The sequence below is a fragment of the Phycisphaerales bacterium genome (assembly GCA_035627955.1).
Lineage (GTDB): Bacteria > Planctomycetota > Phycisphaerae > Phycisphaerales > UBA1924 > JAEYTB01.
In genome coordinates this window covers 254,056-276,037 of sequence record DASPKU010000015.1, presented here as the reverse complement: position 1 = coordinate 276,037, position 21,982 = coordinate 254,056, and the positions used below count along the sequence as shown (strand labels likewise).

The following is a 21,982-nucleotide window of genomic DNA, read 5'->3' as shown; positions in this document are numbered from 1 at the left end:
GGCAGGATACTCTGACCGCGTTCTGCTGTTTTGACGGAGTGGACCGTTGCCTGCCAAATCAGGAGACCGGGACTGAGCTGGCTGTTCCTGGATGAGAGTGGACACGACCACCGCACCATGCCCTACGAAGTGCGGGGCGGAATTGCCGTGCATGCATCCAAGCTGTGGCCGCTCATCCAATCTGTTCGGATGCTCGAGCAATCCGTTTTCGGTACATACCTCCAGGAGCACGGCACCGAGATCAAGGGTGCCAAGCTGCTCGATAAGGACCGGTTCAAGTGGTGCCGACAGGGGCCGATGCTTGACGACGCGGCGCGTCGCAAGCACGCGCTGAACTTCCTGAACTCAAAGAACCAGGGTCGAACGCCCAGACGCGACGAGTTCACCGCGTATGGGCAGGCCTGCATTCGCATGGTTGACGGCCTCATCGCCATCCTCCGCGGACACGAAGTTCGGCTGTTTGCATCCATGATCCCGTGCATGAAGCGCCCGATAGACGCCCGCACCGATGTGCCTAGAAAAGACTTCGTCTTCCTCCTCGAACGCTACTTCTACTTCCTCGAGGAGCAGCGTCAATCAGGGCTGATTGTCATGGACGGCACCGATAAACAGGCCGACCGCGAGTTCGTGCGTCGCATGGGCCTGTACTTCAGCGGGACCGTCACTGGTAAGCAGCGAACGAAGTGGGTCGTGCCGGTCCCGCTTTTTGTCGAATCTGACATGGCCTATGGCGTGCAGATCGCGGACTTATGCATCTACTGCCTTAACTGGGGTTATCGCACGAAGCGAATGGACGGCACCGTGAGGCCCGAAGTACGGGACTTCGTGTGGCTGATGGAGCCGTTGATCTGGAAAGGCACTGGTTATCGGTCGGGAGTAGGTGGGACCGAAACCTACGAGACCGCGAGTGTCATCTTTGTGCCTGATCCGTACGGATCGCGCTCCGACCAAAAATGAAGAAGGAGGTAATGCCCTCAGGGCCACCATGGCAGCCCCTCGGCGGAACCTCCACACCCAGTATCGGCCCGGAATGACTCCAAGTCAACCTTTGTTACGCCTTCACGGGCTGTAGACGCCGCACCACGACCACCGTCGCCCCAACTACCACCGGCGCCACCACCGACAGGATCAGCAGCTTCCAGAACGCGTGGTCGATCACGTCCTTCGTCCCCGCCTGCACCCGCTCGACGCCCTCCTGCACCGTCTCCACCTGCTTCTCGATCTGTGGCGACGCGATCAGATTCTCCAGCCGACCGGTGAGGGTCACCAGCTGATCCAGCGTCGCCCCCGTCTTGTCTACCGCCACCGCATAATCCTTCAGCACGTCGCGGTCCGCCTTGTCCGCCACGTTCAGCGTCGGCACGCCGCCCGTGGGCGTTGGCACCACCGTCGTCGAGAACGACCGCGCCTCCTGCAGGATCTCCTGCACCGACCCCGTCAGCTCCTTGGCCGAGTCGATTGTCTCCTTCGCCGACTCGATGGTCGTACGGATCTCCTTGGCCGTGGTCTGCAAGCCGCCCTGCTGCTGGTCCAGGTCGCTGATCACCGCCTGCCGCTGCTCGGTGAGGCCTGCGAAGATCTGGTCGATCGTCGCCTGCCGCTCCGCCCGTATCTGCTCGAACGCCTGCTTCAGCGTCTCCTCGCGCTCCTTCTCCAGGTTCGCCGGCAACGCCGCGGCCTCCAGCGAAAGGTTCTCCGCCGCCTTGCTGATCCGCTCGATCGAATCGATCGTGTCCTTCACCTCCGCGTTCCGCACCACGTTGTTCAGCAGGCTCTCGCTCTGCAGCTTGATCAGGTTGGGCGATCGGCTCGCGTAGTAGAACATCCGCTCCGCCAGCATCCGCGACTTCTCCACCTCCCGCGCCGCCGGGTCCAGCCCCGCCAGCGGGTCGATCCCCAGCAGCGACAGCACGCTCGTCCCCTTGTTCGAGCTCGTCATCGAGTTCAGCCGGTCCTTCGCGAAGTCCTCCAGCCGCACGCCCGCCACCCACCGCGCCTCAGGGTTCGACTTCCGCCACTCGTGGATCAGCGTGCGCAGCTCCTGCACCTGCTCCTCGGTGTACACCTTCGCCGCGATCCGCCACGCCCGCTCTTCATGCTGCTTCAGCGCCTCGATCAGCCGCTTCTGCCCCTCTGCTCCCCACGTCCGCGCCGCCTGCGGCTCCTCCATCACCATCCGCGTCAGCGTGATCGCTGTTACCAGGTCCGCCACGCCCACGTACGGGTTCGGGCTCGCCGCGATATTCATCAGCGACGACATGATCGCAATCCGCGACTCCACCGACGACCGTCGCGCCCGCGCTACATCGTCCTGCGTCGGCTTCCAGTTCCCCACGCCCCCCGCAGTGACCGCGTCCTGCACGCCCTGCACCGCCGTGCTGTACGACTGCGACATCGTCCCCTGGAACGTGTCCACGTACGCCATCAGCTCCGCCTGCACCTCCGCCGGCGACATCTTCGCCGGCCCCATGCGGAACTCCCGCGGCTCGCTCCGCCCGCTCAGCCCCAGCGCACCGCACCCGCCAACGCCCACCATCGCGCCGCACACCAGCGTCAGCAACACCACACGAAAACCACGCATGCACAGGGCTCCGGACGCGCCACCAGCGCGGTGACCTCAGTACGCCGCGCACGCGGCCCCGGTCCATGCCCCGCACGGACCAGAAGCCAAACACGGCCGCCAAACAATAGGAAACCCCGTTCTCCCGCCCCTGTTCAGGCCCCCCGCCGGCGGGAACCCCTCACACCACCGGCCGCACCCGCAGCTCATCCCCCGACCCAATCCCCGTCACCTTGATCCGCGAGCCCGCCGGGCAGAACGCGATCTCGCTCATCGCGTCATACTTCTTGCCCCCGACCTCAACCACCCCGATCGGCCGCAGGTCCACCAGCACCTTCCCCTCCGTCCCGATGATCGCCTCGCGCAGCTTCCGCTGCTCCTCCTGCGCCGCCCGCTGCCGCTCGAGCTCCTCTTCGTCAGGCACGCCCAATATCCGCCGCCCCATCGGCGTGCTCGGCCAGATCTTCAGCGCAAACGCGATCGTCATCGGCGCCAGCACCGCCACCACCAGCAGCGACACCGCACCCCACATCGTGCTCACCTGGAACATGCACACGACGCCCGCCAGCGCGCACCCCGCCGCGATCACCCCCAGCAGCCCGCCCGTCGGCAGGAACAGCTCGGCGAAAATCAGCAGCAGCCCCGCCGCGATCAGCACCACGCCCCAGATCAGCAAAGACTCCATTACGCCTCCGCTCCCCCAGGTCGTGTAGCTTGTGAAGCAGGCCCCGGCGGCGCGGCCTCAATCCCAATCCGCATGCCCGTAACGCTCGTGACACGGATCGGCATCCCCGCATCCAGGAAGCCCAGGTCCGCCACCGCGTCCACCACGCGGTCCTTCACCTGCACGCGCCCCGCCGGCCGCATCGGCGTCAGCGTTACGCCCGTGTCGCCCGGCCGCAGGTCATGCCCAAGGCCCATATCCATCGCCGCGATCATTTCGTCCGCGCCCTCGTCCGGCGGCGTGTTCTTCAGCACCAGCCGGTTCAGCATCGGCAACGACCCGAAGTGGCGCGCAATCCCCCAGATCGCCGCGCCCGCCGTAAACAGCGCCAGCACCAGCGTCGTCAGCCCCTTGAGCATGTCGCTCTTGCCCTGGGGCGTATCCGGGAACACGTTGCCGCCCGGCACGAAGGTCGCCACCAGCCCCCCAAATAGCAGCACAATCCCCAGGAACCCCGTCACGCCGAACCCCGGCACCACGAACGCCTCGATCCCCAGCAGGATCAGCCCCGCGAAAATCGCCGCGATCTCCCACCAGTGCGCCATCCCGATGATGAACGGCGGCGCCAGCAGCGCAATCAGCGACATCAGCGCCACGATCCCCGGCAGGATCACCCCCGGGTGGCTCATCTCGATGAACAGCGACACCAGGAACAGCACGATCAGGATGCCGCGCACCCACGGGTTGTTCAGGAACTCGACCATCTTCTCCGACCACGTGATGTCGTAGCGGATGATGTTGTCGGCCCCCAGGAACTTCTTGATGTCCCCCTCGGTCCGGATCGGCACCAGCTCCTCGCGCCCGCCCTTGCTCGTCGTCGGATTGGCCGCCAGGTTGAAGTACAGCAGGTCATCGGGGTTGAAGATCGCCGCGACCGTCCCGTCCGTGATCCGCCCCAAGTTCTCCCACTTCCCTGCATCCGCCGCGCTCAGCTTGGGCCGGTCCGGCGAAGCACCCATCTGGTGCGACGTCGACTTCGCCGCCTCCGCCAGCTGCTCCGACCCTTGCGGCACACCCTCCGTCGCGCTCCCGGGGCTCGACCCCGGCGTCCGCGGAGTCATGCCCTGCGACGCCCCGCCCGCCAGCCGTGCCGGCCCCGACGGCGCCTGGTCCGGGAACAGCATCGCGAACTCCGCCCGGTCGATCGCCATCTCCTGACCGGTCTCCTTGTTCTTCACCCACCACAGCTCGACGTCGTTCGCCACGATCGCCTGCAGCAGGTACTCATCGCGGATGTACCCGCCAAACGTGCGGTTGTACCGCCTCGCCGAGTCGATCAGCGATGCCACCAGCGGCGGCAGGATCTTCCGCAGCGCATCCCCCTGCACGCCCCCGCGGAAGTTCCCCGATGGATCGATCATCACCGGCATCGCGTCGCCGATCACGCCCGGGTCATTCGTCACCAGCTCGCGGCACGCCAGCGCGATCAGCGCCCCGCCCGAGATCGCCCGCGTGTTCACCCACCCGATCGTGTTCTGCACCGGCGACGCCTTGATCGCCTCGCAGATCTCCAGCACCGAGCTCACCTCGCCGCCGTTCGTGTGGATGTCGAACACGATCGCGTCCGCCCCCGCGTCCGCGGCCTGCTTGATCCGCCGCTGCACGCTCACCGCCATCACACGCCTCGGGTCGATGTCCCCGTGGATCGTGATGATGGCGACGTTCTTGGCCTGCCGGATCGCCGACACGCCAGGCCCGACACCCGCAGCCCCGGGCTGAGCAGCCTTCTCCCCCTGGGGGAACCCCGCCGCCGCCGGCAGCATCGCGAGCATCAGTGCAATCAGGCCGCCCACAACCCTCGCCAGTCGGTTCAGCGGGCGGCGGGTGTTCGGCACAAGCTGGAAACCCGGGTGTGTGTGCACAACCAAGTATATTGGACAACGGCCGCCCCGGATTCGCGCGGCGTGGGCTGAATCGGGGTTTAGTCGTGGGACCGGCCCACGCGGGAGGGTGCGTGACCCAAGAAGTGTCACAAGCTGGGCCAAGGTGCGGGGCCGGGCTGCACTGCGCTCACTGCAGTTACAGCGCCGAAGGACTCCCGCTCGACCGTGCGGGCGGGGTTGAGTGCCCCGAATGCGGGCACATCTCGTTTCCTGTTGGCCATTCGATGTCACGCGCGCGGGCTTTCTGGACCGCACTGGGCTTTCCGCTTGGGCTCGGAGGCCTGCTCCTGACCCTCCTGTGGGTCTCAATGGCGCGTGCGAGCGACGGGTGGGCGCAGCTCGGGCTCTTCATGCTCGGAACGCCCACGGCTGTCGCTGTGGCCAGTGTGTTGGGGACCGTGGGAGCGTTGCTTTGGAACACCCGCCGTGCGGCCCCGCGACGGACGGGAGCAGGCCGGGTGCTCGGGGTCCTGCTCGCTTCAGTGCTCGTCCTCGCGCTGGCTGGGTTGGTGGGCGGGGCCTGCGTGATGTCGATCTTCCGCAAAGGCGGCTGCTGAAACAGAACCGCCCGCTCGCGCGGGCGGTCGAGAGAACCGGTTTCGTAAAGTGCCTCAACCCGTCGCCTTCCACCGCTGCTCCCGCGCCAGCTCCTCCGCCAGGGCGTGCCCCAGCTTCTCGTACTGGTCCAGCGTGTTGTACAAGTGCGCCGAAATCCGCACCACCCGCCGGTTGTCGTTCAGCCGCCAGATGGGCACGACAATCCGGTGGTTGTTGTACAGCTCGTCCTGCAGGGCATCGTCGTAGCACGTCGGACGCGTCAGCAGCTCCGCCGCCGGCTCGGGGATCAGCAGCGTCGCCATGCTCCCGATCATGCTCTCGGGCGCCGGCGGGGTCATCCCCAGCAGGTCGCACACCACCTTCCGCCCCGCCATCACCAGCTCGTGGTTGTGCCGCATCACCGCCGGCCACCCGCCCGGCAGCATCGACCCCACGGCCGCGATCGAGTGCGGCACCGTCAGGTTGCACGAGTAGTCGTCCGTCCCCTGGTAATCAAAGTCCCGCAGGAACAGCGCCCGCTCCGGCCGCACCTTGTTCGCACGGCTCGACAGGCACACCGGCCGGAACGTCGCCTGCTTGTCCGGCCGCACGTACACAAACCCCGTCCCCTTCGGCCCGCACAGCCACTTGTGCCCGCTGGTCACGAAGTACGTGGGCTTGAGGGCCGCGATGTCCACCGGGATGTGCCCCGGCGAGTGCGCCCCATCCACCACGATGTCGATCCCGCGGGCGTTGAACTCCTTGACAATCGGGGCCACCGGGAACACCAGCGACGACCCGCTCGTGATATGGCTGATGAACGCGATCCGCGTGCGGTTCGTCACGCACGACAGGAACGCCTCCGCCACTTGCTCGGGGCTCTGGATCGGGAACGGAACCGCGGCCTTCACGACCTTCGCCCCCGTCTTCGCGCAGATCCGCTCCAGCTCGTTCGTCAGCGACGAGTACTCATGGTCCGTGATCAGCACCTCGTCGCCCGCCTTCAGCGGCGTCGCGTACAGGATGTGGCACAGGGCGTACGTCGCGTTCGCGCAGGGGGCGATGTCCGCCGCGCGGCAGTTGAGGAACGCCCCCAGCTTCTGCCGCATCTCGTCCAGCAGCCCCTCGAGGTCGCTCTTGTAGAACCGCACCGGGTCGCGCTCTACCCGCTCCCGCAGCGCCGCCTGCGCCTTCGCCGCGGCCTTCGGCACCGCCCCATAGCTCCCGTGGTTCAGGAACGTCAGCGACGGGTCGATCGACCACAGGTCCTTCGAGTGACCCGCAGGAAACGGAATCGCGGCCGGGACGGTGCCCGCTTCGGTGATCGGCATGGTTCGGACCTGGGTAGTGGGGGCGGCTTCGACAGCGGTGGACATCGGCAAACCTATCGGCACTCAGGCCAGCTTCGGCGCAGTTTGGACCCCCCTGCAAGGCACCCGCCCCGCAAGTTCGCACGCACCAACCAACACCGCCCGAGCCTACCCATCCCCACCCGCCCGACGGCCCACCCGACAGCCTGTCCCCGACGCCTTGGATACCCCGCCGCTCCGCGGCGGCTCTTCGCCTTGGGTACCCCGCCGCTCCGCGGCGGCTTTCCAACAGGGTGGCATCGGGTGCCACTGATTACCGCGCAAACAGACCTCACCTCCCGCCCGAACCCAACCCGCAGCAATCAGTGCCCTTGCTCAGCGCCCCCCTAAGTCGCCCCCTCGCACCATCGGTAGACTCGCGCGATGCGCCTGTTGACCAGCCTGCTCCTTGTGGTGTCCACCCTCCTCGCCGCTTGTGCCAGCAGCAAGCCCGCCCGCCGACCTCTCTCCCAACCCGCGCACCCAATCACCGACCCCAGGTCCCTCCCCATCTTCAACGCCTCCACCGGCGACCCCGCCTCCTGGTCCGACCTCGTCACCGCCTGCCGCGACGCCGACTTCATCCTCCTCGGCGAGAACCACGGCCACCCCATCGGCCTCCCCTTCGCCGCCGCCCTCTGGACCGACACCCTCGCCGACTCCCCCAAGGCCGCGCTCGCGTTCGAGTTCTTCGAGCGCGACGAGCAGCCCCGCGTCGACGAGTACCTCCTCGGCCTCGTCGACGAGCCCACCTTCCGCAAACGCACCCAGCGCACCGCGAGCAACTACCCGCCCGAGCACCGCGCCATGCTCGAGGCCACCAAGGACGCCGGCCGCCCCGTCATCGCCGCCAACGCCCCCCGCCCCCTCGTCCGCCTCGCCCGCCTCCAGGGCCTCGACCGCCTCCGCTCACTCCCGCCCTCGCTCGCGCCCCTGGTCCGCATTCCCGACTCGCTCCCCGACGGCCGCTACCGCGACGACTTCATCAAGCTCATGACCGGCCAGCCGCTCGGACCAGACGCCGCGACCGACCCCGCTACTGACCCCGCCACGGAACCCACCCCGCCAGACGCCGAGGCCCTCGCCCGCGCGGAGTCCATGTTCCTCTCCCAATCGGTCTGGGACTGGACCATGGCCGACTCTGTCGCCCGCGCCCTTGACGAAGGCCACCGCCCCGTCGCCCTCGTCGTCGGCCGCTTCCACGTCGACCACCACGGCGGCCTCGTCCAGGCCCTCGCGCACCTCAAGCCCGACGCCAAAATCGTCATCATCACCACCATCGACGACCACGCCGACCAACTCCTCCAGTCCGACCGCCACCGCGCCACCTTCGTCGTCTACGTCGGCTCGGCCATGTCACCCAAGTAGTCAGCGCGCCACCACTCCCCCTATCCGACCTATCTGACCTAGAGGACCTATGAGACCTACTCGCACCCTCCCCCGCGCGCAACCCCCGCCCCCCCAACCTCTTCCAGCAAACCCAAACAAATCCCAACAAATCCCCTCGACACACCCTCCCAAATCCCGTACATTCCCGCCATGATCCAGGCGGCCCCATCCCCTTTCTCCCCCTCCGAAGAAGCCGCACTCTTCGACGCCTTCCTCTCCCACGGCCTCTCCCGCGACGCCCTCGCCCACGCCATCAACGACCCGCACCTCTCCACCCTCGACGTCCTCGCCTGGATCGAGCAGCCCCACATCCGCGACGCCTTCGACCAGCTCCGCCGCGCCCACGCCCTCGCCCACTCCCTCCGCCACGCCCGCGCCCGCTTCACCGCCGTCGAAACCCTCGAGCACGTCTGCACCACCGACCCCAACCCCACCAACCGCCGCCGCGCCGCCACCACGCTGCTGGTTCCTCTACGCCAAAAAAGAGCCGATCGCGCGAGCGATCGAACTCCGCGACCCCAACCCGCAGAGCGCCTGGCCACAAGCCGCGCGCGAGGCGACGAGTCTTCGAGGAGCGCCGCCCACGGATCATGGGCAGAAAGCACGCCGCACTCAGAAGGGGTGCAGGACCTGGAAAGAGCCGATCGCGCGAGCGGTCTAACTGCGCCGCCCCAACCCGCAGACCGCCCAGCCGATAGCCGCGTGCAAAGCGACGAGTCCCCGAGGAGCGTCGCCCACGGGCAGCGGCCCGAGATCACCACGCACCCCGAAGCGGTGCAGGTTCCACTCAATCACGCGCACACGCCCCACCCCATCCCCACGCCGACCAATCCGACCTCGCCGACCAATCCGACCTCGCTGACCTATCCGACCTACCGCTCCCCCCGCCCCGCCCACACCCTCATCACCACCGCCGGCGCTCCGCGCGCACACCCACCCCACGCCCCTCCCTGAACTCGATGCCTGGATGCCCGTGCCCCGATGCCTCTCTTCAACCCCAAACACCCGCGCTCATCAGCACGGCGTGTCCTTATAAGCATCCGCACACTCCTGCGGCGCCGGGCACGTGAAGCTGTACACGTTCATCTTCTTGATCGGCGGCGAGTAGATGTGCAGCGTCACCAGGTCCTGCCCCGGCCCCTGGAAGTTCGCCACTTCATGGATGTCCGCGTCATCCGCCGAGCAGATGTACCCCGGCCGCATCTCGATCGTCGCCGCCGGACAGATCAGCCCGCTCGGCGTCGGCCGGAACCGGATCTCCGTCCCTGTCCCGTGCACCACCTTGAACGCGCAGCTCACGCCCTGATGGTCATGGATCGGCGTGCGGTCCCCGCTGTGCCAGCACAGCGCCAGCAGCTCATACCACTCCGACCGCGAGATCGTGTTCCGCTTGTAGCCCCGCTCGCCGAAGATGCAGTTGGACCGAATGTCCTCGATCGTGATATCCAGCTTCTGGAGCATCCCCTCCAGCACCTTCAGGTCCGCCCGCCCGCTCAGCGAATCGAGGTACGCGATGATGGGCCGCAGCTTCTCGCACACCGACGTGGCTTTACACGCATCCTTGCTGGGAGCAGTGGGGGATGTGGCGGACATCGCGGCCTCCTCTACCCCAAAGTGTATCACGCCCCTTGGGGTATCCCGTCTCTCCGAGACGGGAGTGCAATCCCCTATCCCGATCGCCCGTTAGACCCGGACTGGAGGATCCAATGGTGACCCGTGCTCGGCTATTCGGAATGTTCATCATCGCTGGCGCGAGCGTCAGCATTCCCGCTCTCGCGCAATCGCGCGAAGCATCCGCGCCCATCTCGGAAAGGCCGGGTCCTCAGCAGGAACGCTTCGCCGTCTCCAGGGGCGCCTTCAAGGTCACTACCACCGACGTCACCCTTCGCGTCGAGGCCCGCGCCAAGGACCTCCAGCTCCGAGTCCGCACACCCAAGCTGAACGAAGGCGAGAAGCCGCCGCAATCCGGCTGGCCCCTCCTGGTCTTCAGCCACGGCGCCGGCGGCTCGCGCGACGCCTTCGGCGACCTCCAGGACCTCCTCACCTCCCACGGTTACATCTGCATCTCCCCAACTCACTCCGACTCCCTTGCCCTCGCCCGCCAGAAGCGGGCCGCCGACGGCCCCACCGCCCGCGAGCTCGCCACCACCGAGGGCCGCCGCAAGCTGCGCAACAGCGTCAAGCTGAGCGAGCGCGTCGCCGACTGCACGCTCATCCTCGACAAGGCCGCGGACATCTCCGCCCTCGTCGAGAAAGCCGGTGGCACCCCCTTCACGGTTGACATGCAGAAGGTCGCCGTCGCTGGCCACTCCGCCGGCGCGTTCACCGCCCAGCTCTGCGCCGGGGTCAAAGTCCGTGGCGTGTCCGTCGGCAAAACCGGCCAAGGCCTCATCAGCATCGGCGATGACCGTTTCAAGGCCGCGGTGATCATCTCCGGCCAGGGCACCGCCTCCCTCGCGCTCGCCGAGTCCTCCTGGGACGCGGTCAAAGTCCCGCTGCTCGTCTTCAGCGGCTCGCTCGACGGCTCGCCCGAAGGCATGGGCAACGAAACCCCCGCCACCCGCCGCCACCCCTTCGAGAAGTCACGCGGCACCACCAACGGCGGCCCACCGGCGTACCTCCTCTACATCGAGGGCGCGACCCACGGCGCCTACCAGGGCAAGCCCGGCGCCGGCGACCGCCTCAACAAGGCCGACGACAAGCCCACCCCCGCATCAGACGTGGGCGCCGCCACCAACGCCGCCGTGCTCACCTTCCTCAACGCCCACCTGCGCGACGATGCAGAGTCACTCAAAACCCTCAACAACGACACCCTCGCACGCACGATCCCCGGCAAAGTCGAGTACCAGCGGAAGTAGTTGTGGCTCAAAGCCCCATCAAACTCCCCCTTCGCGCCTTCGTGCATCTCTTCGCGATCTTCGCGTTAAGAACTGCTCCCTTCAGATCCGTGCCTCAAGCGCAAGCTCTTCCTTCAGCGCCGCCGCGAGGTACTCGTACTGCTCCACCGAGTTGTACAGCTGCGCCGAGATCCTGATGAACCGCTCGGGCTTGCCCGCCAGCCCCCACACCGGCACCTGGATGCGGTGCTTCTCCAGCAGCGCATCCTGCAGCGCGTCGTGGTACCTGCTCGGCCGCTGCCTCAGCCGCTCCATGCGGGCGGCGTCGAACAACGGCAGCACCAGCGTGCAGATCGACCCGATCATCGAGTCCGGCGCCGGCGGCTCCATCCCCACCGCGCGGCACAGGACCTCGCGCCCCTTGAGCACCAGCTCCCGGTTCCGCCGCATCACCTCCGCGAACCCGCCCGGCAGAAGGGAGGACATGAGGCCAATCGCGTCCTTGACCGCGTAGAACATCGTGTAATCGCTGGTGCCCACGTAGTCGAACTCGGTCAGGAACTGCGCCCGCCCCGGCCGCGGCTTCTCGGCGTTGTTGCTCAGGATCACCGGCCGCACGTCGTCGCGCAGCTCGGGCCGCACGTACAGGAACGCCGAGCCCTTGGGCGAGCACACCCACTTGTGCAGATTCGCCGTGTAGCACGTTGGGTTCATGCGCTGGAGGTTGAGGGCCGCCACCATGCCCGGCGCGTGCGCCCCGTCGACGATCGACGCGATGCCGCGCCGGTTGAGCTCCTCGACGAGCGGCTCCACCGGCAGCACCAGCCCCGTCGGGCTGGTCACGTGCGACACCAGCACCGCCTTGGTCTTGTCCGTCACGCGCGACAGGATCGCGTCCAGCGCCTGCCCCGGGCTGGAGATCGGGAACGGGATCTCGGCGACAACAACCTTCGCCCCGGCCTTCGCGGCGATGGCCCGCAGGTTGTTCTGGCACGCGGGGTACTCGTGCGTGTTGGTGAGCACCTCGTCGCCCGGCATCAGGTGGAGGTTGTGGAGGGCCGTCGCGACGCCGATCGTGGCGTTGTACACGGGCGCGATGCAGTCCCAGCGGGCGTGCACGAACCCGCCCAGCGCCCGGCGCGAGTCGTCCATCAGCCCCCAATGCTGGTTGACGAAAAAGTCCACCGGCTCCCGCTCCAGCCGCTCGCGGTACGCGGTCTGCGCCGCCATCACCGCCCGCGGCGTGCCGCCGAAGCTGCCGTGGTTGAGGAACACGATCGACGGGTCGTGGGCCCAATGCTCGGCGAACGCAGATGGGCGGGGGAGCGAACGGATGGGCGTGGTGGTGGGCGTGCTGGTGGTGCTCACACGCTTAGAGTAGCGGCCCGTGAGCATTGCCCCGACACAGCCCGCGAAGCCCGCACCGCTGCCCGTTCCGCTCTGGCGGAAGGTGCTGTTCATCGGCGCCGCCGCGGCGGTTGTCACGCCCTGGCGGCTGCTGCCCGAGCCGCTCTCGCGCGTGGGCGAGGTCATGTCGCCGCAGGCGGCGCTGATCGCCGGCATCGTGCTCGCCCTCGCGGGGCTCACGGCCTTCGAGGGCCAGAGCAAAAAGCTGTCGCGCGTGCTCATCCAGGTCTGCGTCGTGCTGCTCGGCCTGCGGCTGGACCTGCGCGACATGTGGGCGGAGCTGACGCACGGAGGGCTGCTGGCCATCGCCACCGTGTTTGGCACGCTCGCGGTCGGCCTGCTGCTGGGGCGGCTCCTGAGCACCGGGCGCGAGGTGTCGCTGCTGGTGTCCTCTGGCACCGCCATCTGCGGCGGCTCGGCCATCGCGGCCGTGGGGTCGTCGATCGGCGCGAGCAGCTCAGCGATGGCGGTGTCGACCGCGGCCATCTTCGTGCTCAACGCGGTGGGGCTGTTCGTGCTGCCCGCGGTGGGGCACCACTTCGGCCTGACCGATCAGCAGTTCGGCGCGTGGGCGGGCATCTCGCTGCACGACATCGCGTCGGTCGCCGGCGCCGGCAAGGCGTACGTGGGCAGCGACGGCGGCGGGGCCGCGGCGGACACCGCCATGATTGTCAAGCTGACGCGGGTGATTTGGATTACGCCCATTGCGCTGGGGGCGCGGGCGTTGATCGCGCGGTCGCAGGCCGCGGCGGGCGTTCCCGGGACGAAGGCGCCCTTCCCGTGGTTCATCATCGGGTTCCTGGCGGCGAGCGCGGTGCGGACCTTCGTGCCAGAGGTCGCCGATCACGAGAAGACGATCGGCGTGGTGGCGGGGCACGGCTTCCAGCTCGCGCTGTTCCTCATCGGAGCGGGGCTGAGCGTGAAGGCGCTGAAGACGGTGGGGTGGCGGGCCCTTGTGCAGGCCGCGGCGCTGTGGGTGATCGTGTCGGCGGTAAGCCTGTGGGCGGTGAGGGCGACGCAATGAGCAAGCAAGAGCCGCCGCGGAGCGGCGGGGTACCCAAGTGGTTTGATGCGCACCTCGACCTCGCGTACCTCGCCGTGCTCGGGCGTGACATGCTCGCAGATCCGGCGAGCGCGGGTGGGCCGGACCTGCCGGGGTGCGTGACGCTGCCGTCGCTGCGCGATGGGGGAGTCACTGCGTGCCTGGGGACGGTGTTCACCGAGCTCGGGGCGGAGCACGCGGCGGGGTACAAGGACGCGGAGTGCGCGCACCGCGCGGGGCTCCGGCAGATCGAGGTGTATCAGGCTTGGGAGCAGGGTGGGCAGGTGGAGCTGCTGTTGTCGGGCGGTTCACAAAGACCGCCGCGGAGCGGCGGGGTACCCAGTGCGATCAAGTCGCCTGACATCGGCATCCTCGTCGAGGGCGCGGACCCGATCAGCGATCCGGACGAGCTGTCGTGGTGGGTGGAGCAGGGCGTGGTCGCGGTGGGGCTCGCGTGGGCGAAGGGCTCGCGGTACGCGGGGGGCAACACGCAGCAGGAGGGGCTCACCGATATCGGGCGGGCCCTGATCGCGGAGATGGACCGCCTCGACGTGACGCACGACGTGTCGCACCTGTCGGACCGCGCGTTCGCCGAGTTGATGGACCTCGCCCGCGGGTCGGTGATGGCGAGCCACAGCAACTGCCGCGCGTTGATCGATGAGGATGGACAGGGGCCGACGCAGCGGCACCTCACCGACGCCCAGATCAGGGCCGTGGTGCAGCGCGGCGGCATGATCGGCCTGAACCTTTATTCACCCTTCCTGATCCGCGGCGGGCGGCGCGACCGGCGGGCGACCATCTCCGAAGCCGTCGACCATGTGGAGCACGTGTGCATGATGGCCGGGGGCCGGTCCAACGTCGGGCTGGGCAGCGACATGGACGGGGGGTTCAGCGCCGCCAAGTTGCCCGAGGGCATCGACTTACCGCGCGACCTCGTCAGGCTCGCCGAGGAGCTGGCCCGGCGCGGCTGGTCCGACGCCGACATTCAGGCGTTTGCCTGGGGCAACTGGGCGCGGTTCTGGGGAATCCCGTGAACGCTTCGGGTCCGAACTTCTCTTAAGGATGAGGCCGTAGAGTCACCCGGTCGGACAAAGGACTGAACGCCCGAGATGTACCAAGCTCTCCTGACACGCCGGTATCTGTTCAGCAAGATCATGCCGCTGCTCGCGGCGGTGGCGGTGATGCTGTGCACCACGATGGTGCTGGTCACCTGGTCGGTGATGGGCGGGTTCCTGAACATGCTCATCGGGACCGGCCGCACGCTCACGGGCGACGTGACGGTGATGTGGCCGACGACCGGGTTCCGGCATTACGAGGACCTGATCAAGCGGCTGGAGGCCGACCCGCTGGTGGCGGCCGCGGCGCCGATGATCGAGACGCCGGGCATGATCAACCTGCCCGGGGGGCGGACCGAGTGGATCATGGTGCGCGGCATTGATGGTCCGAGCTTCGCGCGGGTGACGGAGTACGCTGACATCCTGTGGTGGAAGCCGCTCGACAAACCGCTGCCCAAGGACAAGCTGAAGCTGGACGAGCGGCTGCACACGACCATGCTCGGTAAGGGGTGGGAGGATGTCTTCGAGAACGGCCTGCACTTGAAGCGGCCGAACCCAGAGACAGGTGTTGACGAAGCGGCGGCCGTGCTTGGGATCGAGGTGACCAAGTTCAATAAGCGTGAGATCGGGGGCTTCTATACGCCCTACAAGCCGCTGATCCGCACGCCGGACGGAAAGATCCGCAACGAGATGATCTTCATGCCCGCAAACGGGCGGGTGACGATCAACGTGCTTCCAACCGACCCAACGGGCAAGGGCGTGGAGACCGCGACGGCGGTGCTGCCGGTCGCGAACGAGTTCCAGTCGGGCCTGTACGAGGCCGACAACAAGACCGTTTTCGTGCGTCTGGACGTGCTGCAGCGGATGCTTCGGATGCAGCCGTACACGTCAGCGGAGCCGCCACCCCTGAGTGGTGAAGAGACGTTCGCGACGGGCGAGCAGGCAGAGGCTCTGCAGGTGCCGGGGCGTGTCACGCACGTGCTGGTCAAGGGCAAGGGCGCGGAGAGCGATGCGAGCGAACTGAAGAAGAGGGTGCAGCAGGTCTACGCGGAGTTTGAGGCGACGCACCGCGGGCAGGTGCCGCCCGACCCGGAGATCCGCACCTGGCGCGAGCAGAACGCTATGTTCATCGGCGCGGTAGAGAAGGAGACCGCGCTGGTGATGTTCCTGTTCTGCATGATCTCGGCGGTGGCGGTGGTGCTGATCCTGGCGATCTTCTGGTCGATGGTGGCGGAGAAGACCAAGGACATCGGCATCCTGCGGGCAATGGGCGCGTCGAAGTTGGGCGTGGCGTGGGTGTGGATCCGATACGGGCTGGTGATCGGCGTCGTGGGCGGGCTGCTCGGCGGGCTCACGGCGTTCCTTATCGTGCACAACATCAACCCCATCCACGAGTGGATGGGGCGGGCCCTTGACATCCAGATCTGGGACCCACGCGTGTACTACTTCACGACGATCCCCAACAAGATCGACCCCACGCACGCGGCCATTGTGGTGATCGGGTTCATCCTGGCGAGCGGCGTGGGGGCGGTGGTGCCGGCAACGAGGGCCGCGCTGCTGCACCCGGTGCGGGCGCTGCGGTTTGAGTAGCTTCGAGCAAGGATGAGCGAGTGACGACGACCGCGACCATGACCGACTCTTCAAGCCCACTGCGGGGCGGCGCGCCGCTGATGCGAGTGGAGAATCTGGTCAAGACCTACCACCTCGGGCGGATCGACGTGCCGGTGCTGCGCGGCGTGTCCCTGGCGATCCACACGGGCGAGTTCGTGGCGATCCTGGGGGCCTCGGGCTCGGGCAAGTCGACGCTGCTGCACCTGCTGGGCGGGCTTGACCGCCCCGACCGGCCGCTGCAGGGGACCATCGAGTACGACGGGCGGGCGCTGCACGAGATGTCGTCGGGAGAGTTGGACAAGTACCGCAATCAGGATGTCGGCTTCGTGTTCCAGTTCTACCACCTGCTGCCCGAGCTGACGGTGGTGGAGAACGTGCTGCTGGGGCCGATGATCCGCTACGGGCGGCTGGGGTACATGGCGCGGGCGGGCTCCCTGCGGAAAGACGCGGAGGAGCTGCTGAACACCGTGGGTCTGGGCCATCGGCTGCGGCACCGGCCGGCGGAGCTTTCGGGGGGCGAGCGGCAGCGGGTGGCGATCGCGCGGGCGTTGATCAACAAGCCGCGCCTGCTGCTGGCGGACGAGCCGACGGGCAACCTGGATCATGTCACGGGCGGCAAGATCCTGGACATGCTGATGGAGATCCGGCGGCAGCGGCACCAGACGATGGTGGTGGTGACGCACGACGAAGAGACGGCCAAGCGGGCCGACAGGGTCATCCGCCTCATGGACGGGCGGGTGGTGCAGGGATAAAACCTTGGCGGGGGATGCAGTTGCTAACCGCCACGCTAACCCCTTGTCCGCACTGGCCCTGATCGGGGGCCCTCCTCAGGTGGGACCCGCGGGCGCGGTTTTGGTACCATCCCCTCCGGAGTTTGAGCTCACCCGTGACCACCGCCGCGACCAAGCCCATGAGCATCCCCAGCGCCATCACCCTGACCGGTCTGGCCGGTGTGCCCGTGCCCGTGGAGGTGGGGGATACCGGGACGGGTCACCCGATCGTGTTCCTGCACGGGCTGGTGGGGCTGAATGATCACTGGGAGGACGTCGTCGAGCGCCTGAAGGGCGGTGCGCGGTGCATCCTGCTGGAGCTGCCGCTGCTGGGGCTGACGGGCGACGACTGCTCGATCCACGGCGCGGTGGCGCTGACGATCAAGTTCCTCGAACAGCACGTGCGCGAGCCGGCGACGCTGGTGGGCAACTCCTTCGGCGGGCACGTGGCCCTGCGGATCGCCATCGAGCGGCCGGACCTGGTGCGCGGCCTGGTGCTGGCGGGGGCCAGCGGGCTGATCGAAAAGACGATGGTGAAGGGGGCGCCGGTGCGGCCCAGCCGCGAGTGGCTGCAGGAGAAGATCGGCGAGCTGTTCTACGACCGCTCCAAGATGGACCCGGGCGACGTGGACCGGGCGTACACCGAGCTGACGCAGCGTGGGCACGCGCGGGCGATGGTGAAGCTTTCGAAGTCGGCGCGCCACAACCACCTGGGGGACCAGATCCACACGATCAAGGCCCCGACGCTGATCATCTGGGGCAAGCAGGACGTGGTGACGCCGCCGGAAGCGTGCCACGAGTTCGCGGCCAAGATCCGCGACACCCGCGTGGTGTGGTTCGACAAGTGCGGGCACGCGCCGATGCTCGAGTGCCCGGTGGACTTCAGCGAGGCGCTCCGCAGCTTCGTGGCCGAGCTTGATCGGCGAGCGAGCGTCTAACAGGGACATCAGAAGATGGCATGGACGTCCATCGTCGGGGCCGGCCTGAGCGTGGGGCTGCGGCGGCGCGCCAAGCTGCTGAGCAACACCCGCCACTGGCAGCGCAACTCCGCCGGCATCCAGGTGGCGCAGCTGCGGAACCTGCTGCGCGAGGCGAAGAACACGGTGTTCGGCAGACTGCACGGCTTCGGCAAGCTGCTGGAGCTGGACACGCCGGAGCTGGTGGCGGCGTACCGCAAGGAAGTGCCGGTGCAGGACTGGTACGCGTTCCGCGAGCACATCGCGCGGATGCGCGAGGGCGGGGAGCCGGACGTCTTGTGGCCGGGGCTGGTGAGAGACTTCGCGCAGACCAGCGGGACGACCGCGGGGGACAAGTTCATCCCTGTGAGCGAGAAGATGCTGAGGAGCAACTTCCTCGCGTCGCTGGACATCTTCGCCAACCTGATGCGGTTCGGGGTGTCGATGCCGTCGATGCTGGCGGGCAAGAGCCTGTTCCTGGGCGGGTCGACGGACCTGTCCACGAACGAGAAGGGCGTGCGCACGGGCGACCTCTCGGGGATCGTGACGCCGCTGATCAAGTGGCCGCTGAGCGAGATCTACCTGCCGGGGCCGCAGATCGCGCTGATGAGCCACTGGCCCAGCAAGATCGAGGCGATGGCCAAGCGGTGCCTCTCTGAGGACGTGCGGATGGTCAGCGGCATGTGCTCGTGGGGGCTGGTGCTGATGGAGCGGGTGATGCAGATGGCCCGCGAGCAGGGGCGGAAGGTGTCGACCATCCGCGATGTGTGGCCCAACTTCAGCGTGTTCGTGCACGGCGGGGTGAAGTACGCGCCGTTCGATCCGCGCATGCGGCAGATCTACTCGGGCGCGCCCGATGGGGCGGACATCCCGTACCGGCTGGAGCTCTACCCGGCGAGCGAGGGGTTTGTCGCGATCCAGGACACGCGCGGCGACCCTGGGCTGCGGTTGAACGCGGACCAGTTCAACTTCTTCGAGTTCGTGCCGCTGGAGGCGATCAATGAGCCCGACCCGCCGGCCTTCACGTGCGAGGCGGTGGAGAAGGGGCAGCGGTACGTGGTGGTGATGAGCACGTGCGCGGGGCTGTGGCGGTACGTGCTGGGGGATGTGGTGGAGTTCGACACGGTTCCCGACCGGCTGCCGAGCGCGGGCGGGGGGGGCGGTGATGGGCCGTGCAGGATGCGGATCGTGGGGCGGCACCGGCACTTCATCAACGCGTTCGGCGAGAACCTGATCGTGGAGCACATCGAGAACGCGGTGGCGGAGGCCGCGCGGGCGGCGGGGGTGGTGGTGGGGGAGTTCACGGCGGCGCCGGTGTACCCGGGCGAGGGTCGGCGGGCGGGGCTGGAGCTGCTGGTGGAGGGGCTGCCCGCGGCGGCCGTGGGCGCGTTCGGCACAGCGTTCGACGAAAGTCTTAAGCGGCAGAACGTGGACTACACGACCAAGCGGACGGATGGCCTGGGAATGGTGGAGCCGACGATCACGCCGGTGGCGGCAGGGACCTTTCATCGGTGGCTGGAGAGCCGCGGCAAGCTGGGCGGGCAGCACAAGTGCCCGCGGTGCGCGAACTCGCGGGAGCTGATCGAGCAGGTGCGGATAGTGGCGGGGGTGTAGTTCCGGTGCCGGTATCGAGCTGATAGGATGACCGGATGGACCGCGAGTTTGATATTGAGGCGACGTACGACGGTGGCGTGTTCCGGCCCGAGGAGCCGGTGTCGCTGCCTAATCGGGCGCGGGTGCGGCTGACTGTGCATGAGGAAGGTGGTGGACCCACCATCGTCTACCCCGACCCTGAAGAGGCTCGGAGAGCGCGCGAGTTGTGGAAGTCCTTCGCCGAGAAGGGAATCCTCGACCTCGGGGGACGTCCGCTGACCCGTGACGAGATGCATGAACGCGGTTGACACAAACATCTTTGTTTACTCGATCAGCACCGATGATCCGGCACGCCGAGCGGAGGCGACGGCGCTCATCGAGTCCTTGGACCCAACCCAAACCTTGCTGCTGTGGTAAGTGGCGTCAGAGTTCACGGCTACAGCAATCAAGTATGCTCGGCAGGGAAGGCTGCGGGGCAAGCTTGAGGATGCCGTCAGGTCTGTTCACGGACAGTTTCCCCTGACGATCCCTCGACCTGCCGTACTGGCCAGGGCACTTGAGATACACCTTCGGTATCAGGTTTCTTACTGGGATGCCGCGTTGATCGCCGCGTGCAGCGACGCCGGTGTGAAGGTTCTTTACTCTGAAGATATTCAGAGCGCTCCAGTCATCGAGGGCGTGAAGATCATCAACCCGTTCGGCCCATAGACGCCTGCGACCGCACGATCGGTCGCGATTCAGGCCGTACTCACCCGCCCCCTCGCCCACGCCGCTCATCATCTCCGTGCGTGGAGGGACGCGCGTCGGCGACGCGCGGCGGGGAAACTCTGTATGCACGGCAGCCGCGACGGCTTCGAAGAGGGTGTGTGTGAGCAGCTGGTGTCGAGCGCGGGGGGCGTGCTGGACCAGTGCGAGGGGTTGATCCGCGCGATGCCCGAGGGGGTGTTCGGGGCCGAGTCGCGGGCGATCCGCGGCGGCACCTTCGGCAAGCACCTCCGCCACACGCTCGACCACTTCCACGCGGCTCTCGCCGTGGTGGGGATGATCGGGCCCGACCCCGACAGCGAGGACGTGATCGACTACGACCACCGGCGGCGGAACACGCCGATCGAGAACGACAAGCACCTGGCGCTGGACGCGATCGACGAGCTGCGGATCCGGCTCGCGGGCGCGGCCAGCGAGGGGCTGTGCCGGCCGGTGCGGGTGCGGGTGATGATCGACGGGGATGGGGCGGAGGTGGAGCTGGCCAGCACGCTGGGGCGGGAGCTGGCGTTCGCGACGCACCACGCCGTGCACCACATGGCGATGATGAAGGCGATCGCGCAGGAGTTTGGCGTGGAGGCGGACGACGCGTTCGGCAAAGCGCCGTCGACAGTGCACGCGGAGCGCGGGCGGGCGGCCTGAGGCCAACTGACACCAATCACCTTCAGCGAGCGAAGACACTGGCATGTGCACGCTGACCTTCATCACGACCGAGAGCGCGGGCAACCCGCCGGGGCTGCGCGTGGTCATGAACCGCGACGAGCTGCGGACGCGGCCTGAGGCGCTGGCGCCGCGGTGGAGAGAGTTGAGCGGGGGCACGCGGGCGATCTGGCCGACGGACCCGGTGGGCGGCGGCACGTGGATCGCGGCCAGCAGCACGGGGCTGGTGCTGTGCGTGCTGAACCTGAACCTGGAGCCGCCGCCGCGTTTGCCGGAGGGCTTGATCTCGCGCGGGCAGCTGATCCCGCGGTTGGTGGAGGCGCCGACGACGGCGCACCTGCTGGAGTCTTTGCGGCGGACGGACCTGTCGCTGTTCGCGCCGTTCCGGCTCATTGTGGCGCCGCGCCCGACCGAGCACGAGGAGGGGCTGTGGGAGTGCCGGTGGGACCGGCAGCACCTGACCACGCACCGGCACCCGCGGTTCCCGGTGTGCTTCGTGAGTTCGGGGCTGGGGGACAAAGTGGTGGGCCCTCGGCTGGAGATGTTCAAGCGGCTGCTGGCGGTGCTGCCGACGCCCGCGGTGCAGGACCGGTTCCATCTGCACACCTGGCCGGGGCATGAGGATGTCAGCGTGATGATGTCGCGCAAGGAAGCGCGGACGGTGTCGATCACGACGGTGGAGGTGGGCGGGCCGGTGGAGGAGCCGAGCATCCGCATGATCTACAGGCCGATCGCTGACGCGTCGGTGCAGAAGCGCTCGCACGGGACGCCGCTGGCGGTCATCGCGCACGAGCGCTAAACTCTGCTCACTGGGGAGTCTCGGCGCGTTTGGTGGGTGTCAGGCTAT

At 67.8% G+C, this 21,982-nt stretch carries 19 protein-coding genes; 13 read left to right on the top strand and 6 right to left on the bottom strand.

The window, feature by feature from the left end:
* The first annotated feature begins 30 nt into the window (after positions 1 to 30).
* Entirely contained in the window at positions 31 to 957 is a 927-nt protein-coding gene (locus tag VD997_13895; protein ID HYE63084.1) for a DUF3800 domain-containing protein, read from the top strand.
* A 94-nt stretch (positions 958 to 1,051) separates the two neighbouring features.
* Here the strand turns inward: VD997_13895 and VD997_13890 are convergent, their stop codons facing one another.
* The 4 genes from VD997_13890 to VD997_13875 all read right to left on the bottom strand — a co-directional run bounded on the left by VD997_13890 (position 1,052) and on the right by VD997_13875 (position 7,080).
* On the bottom strand, positions 1,052 to 2,581 hold the full coding sequence (locus VD997_13890; protein ID HYE63083.1) for a hypothetical protein: 1,530 nt from the start codon (positions 2,579 to 2,581) through the stop codon (positions 1,052 to 1,054).
* Positions 2,582 to 2,741: 160 nt separating this feature from the next.
* Complete coding sequence (locus VD997_13885; GenBank protein ID HYE63082.1) at positions 2,742 to 3,245, bottom strand: NfeD family protein; 504 nt, start codon at positions 3,243 to 3,245, stop codon at positions 2,742 to 2,744.
* Positions 3,245 to 5,146: a hypothetical protein gene (locus tag VD997_13880; GenBank protein HYE63081.1), complete on the bottom strand. Its 1,902-nt coding sequence runs from the start codon at positions 5,144 to 5,146 to the stop codon at positions 3,245 to 3,247. Before VD997_13880 ends, VD997_13885 begins: the two co-directional genes overlap by 1 nt.
* Before the next feature lie 632 nt (positions 5,147 to 5,778).
* On the bottom strand, positions 5,779 to 7,080 hold the full coding sequence (locus VD997_13875; protein ID HYE63080.1) for an aminotransferase class V-fold PLP-dependent enzyme: 1,302 nt from the start codon (positions 7,078 to 7,080) through the stop codon (positions 5,779 to 5,781).
* Between the two features lie 357 nt (positions 7,081 to 7,437).
* Between VD997_13875 and VD997_13870 the strand changes: the two genes are divergently transcribed.
* Together VD997_13870 and VD997_13865 are read left to right on the top strand one after the other, a co-directional pair.
* On the top strand, positions 7,438 to 8,421 hold the full coding sequence (locus tag VD997_13870) for a ChaN family lipoprotein (GenBank protein HYE63079.1): 984 nt from the start codon (positions 7,438 to 7,440) through the stop codon (positions 8,419 to 8,421).
* Positions 8,422 to 8,592: 171 nt separating this feature from the next.
* Positions 8,593 to 9,396: a hypothetical protein gene (locus VD997_13865; protein ID HYE63078.1), complete on the top strand. Its 804-nt coding sequence runs from the start codon at positions 8,593 to 8,595 to the stop codon at positions 9,394 to 9,396.
* 60 nt (positions 9,397 to 9,456) lie between these two features.
* Here VD997_13865 and VD997_13860 read toward each other — a convergent pair whose 3' ends face one another.
* The gene (locus VD997_13860; GenBank protein HYE63077.1) at positions 9,457 to 10,035 is read right to left on the bottom strand and encodes a cysteine dioxygenase family protein; all 579 of its coding nucleotides are present in this window, start codon (positions 10,033 to 10,035) and stop codon (positions 9,457 to 9,459) included.
* A 113-nt stretch (positions 10,036 to 10,148) separates the two neighbouring features.
* Here VD997_13860 and VD997_13855 point away from each other — a divergent pair, with 113 nt between their 5' ends.
* Positions 10,149 to 11,300, top strand: coding sequence for a hypothetical protein (locus VD997_13855; protein ID HYE63076.1), 1,152 nt, complete (start codon positions 10,149 to 10,151; stop codon positions 11,298 to 11,300).
* Positions 11,301 to 11,381: 81 nt separating this feature from the next.
* On the opposite strand, the gene VD997_13850 is transcribed toward VD997_13855, so the two are convergent.
* The gene (locus VD997_13850; GenBank protein ID HYE63075.1) at positions 11,382 to 12,647 is read right to left on the bottom strand and encodes an aminotransferase class V-fold PLP-dependent enzyme; all 1,266 of its coding nucleotides are present in this window, start codon (positions 12,645 to 12,647) and stop codon (positions 11,382 to 11,384) included.
* Between the two features lie 19 nt (positions 12,648 to 12,666).
* On the opposite strand from VD997_13850, the gene VD997_13845 reads away from it, so the two are divergent.
* The 9 genes from VD997_13845 to VD997_13805 all read left to right on the top strand — a co-directional run bounded on the left by VD997_13845 (position 12,667) and on the right by VD997_13805 (position 21,934).
* Positions 12,667 to 13,710: a putative sulfate exporter family transporter gene (locus VD997_13845; GenBank protein ID HYE63074.1), complete on the top strand. Its 1,044-nt coding sequence runs from the start codon at positions 12,667 to 12,669 to the stop codon at positions 13,708 to 13,710.
* Positions 13,707 to 14,762: a membrane dipeptidase gene (locus VD997_13840; protein HYE63073.1), complete on the top strand. Its 1,056-nt coding sequence runs from the start codon at positions 13,707 to 13,709 to the stop codon at positions 14,760 to 14,762. Before VD997_13845 ends, VD997_13840 begins: the two co-directional genes overlap by 4 nt.
* A 75-nt stretch (positions 14,763 to 14,837) precedes the next feature.
* Positions 14,838 to 16,373, top strand: a complete 1,536-nt coding sequence (locus VD997_13835) for an FtsX-like permease family protein (GenBank protein ID HYE63072.1) — start codon at positions 14,838 to 14,840, stop codon at positions 16,371 to 16,373.
* Positions 16,374 to 16,393: 20 nt separating this feature from the next.
* Positions 16,394 to 17,146 carry an ABC transporter ATP-binding protein gene (locus VD997_13830; GenBank protein HYE63071.1) on the top strand — a complete coding sequence of 251 codons (753 nt, stop codon included), beginning with the start codon at positions 16,394 to 16,396 and terminating at the stop codon, positions 17,144 to 17,146.
* A gap of 134 nt (positions 17,147 to 17,280) precedes the next feature.
* Positions 17,281 to 18,102: an alpha/beta hydrolase gene (locus tag VD997_13825; GenBank protein ID HYE63070.1), complete on the top strand. Its 822-nt coding sequence runs from the start codon at positions 17,281 to 17,283 to the stop codon at positions 18,100 to 18,102.
* A gap of 15 nt (positions 18,103 to 18,117) precedes the next feature.
* Positions 18,118 to 19,734 (top strand): GH3 auxin-responsive promoter family protein, encoded by a 1,617-nt coding sequence (locus tag VD997_13820; protein ID HYE63069.1) that lies wholly within the window; start codon positions 18,118 to 18,120, stop codon positions 19,732 to 19,734.
* Between the two features lie 35 nt (positions 19,735 to 19,769).
* Positions 19,770 to 20,021: an antitoxin family protein gene (locus tag VD997_13815; GenBank protein ID HYE63068.1), complete on the top strand. Its 252-nt coding sequence runs from the start codon at positions 19,770 to 19,772 to the stop codon at positions 20,019 to 20,021.
* A gap of 523 nt (positions 20,022 to 20,544) precedes the next feature.
* Positions 20,545 to 21,117: a hypothetical protein gene (locus VD997_13810; protein ID HYE63067.1), complete on the top strand. Its 573-nt coding sequence runs from the start codon at positions 20,545 to 20,547 to the stop codon at positions 21,115 to 21,117.
* 43 nt (positions 21,118 to 21,160) lie between these two features.
* Positions 21,161 to 21,934 (top strand): NRDE family protein, encoded by a 774-nt coding sequence (locus VD997_13805; GenBank protein ID HYE63066.1) that lies wholly within the window; start codon positions 21,161 to 21,163, stop codon positions 21,932 to 21,934.
* Positions 21,935 to 21,982: the final 48 nt, after the last annotated feature.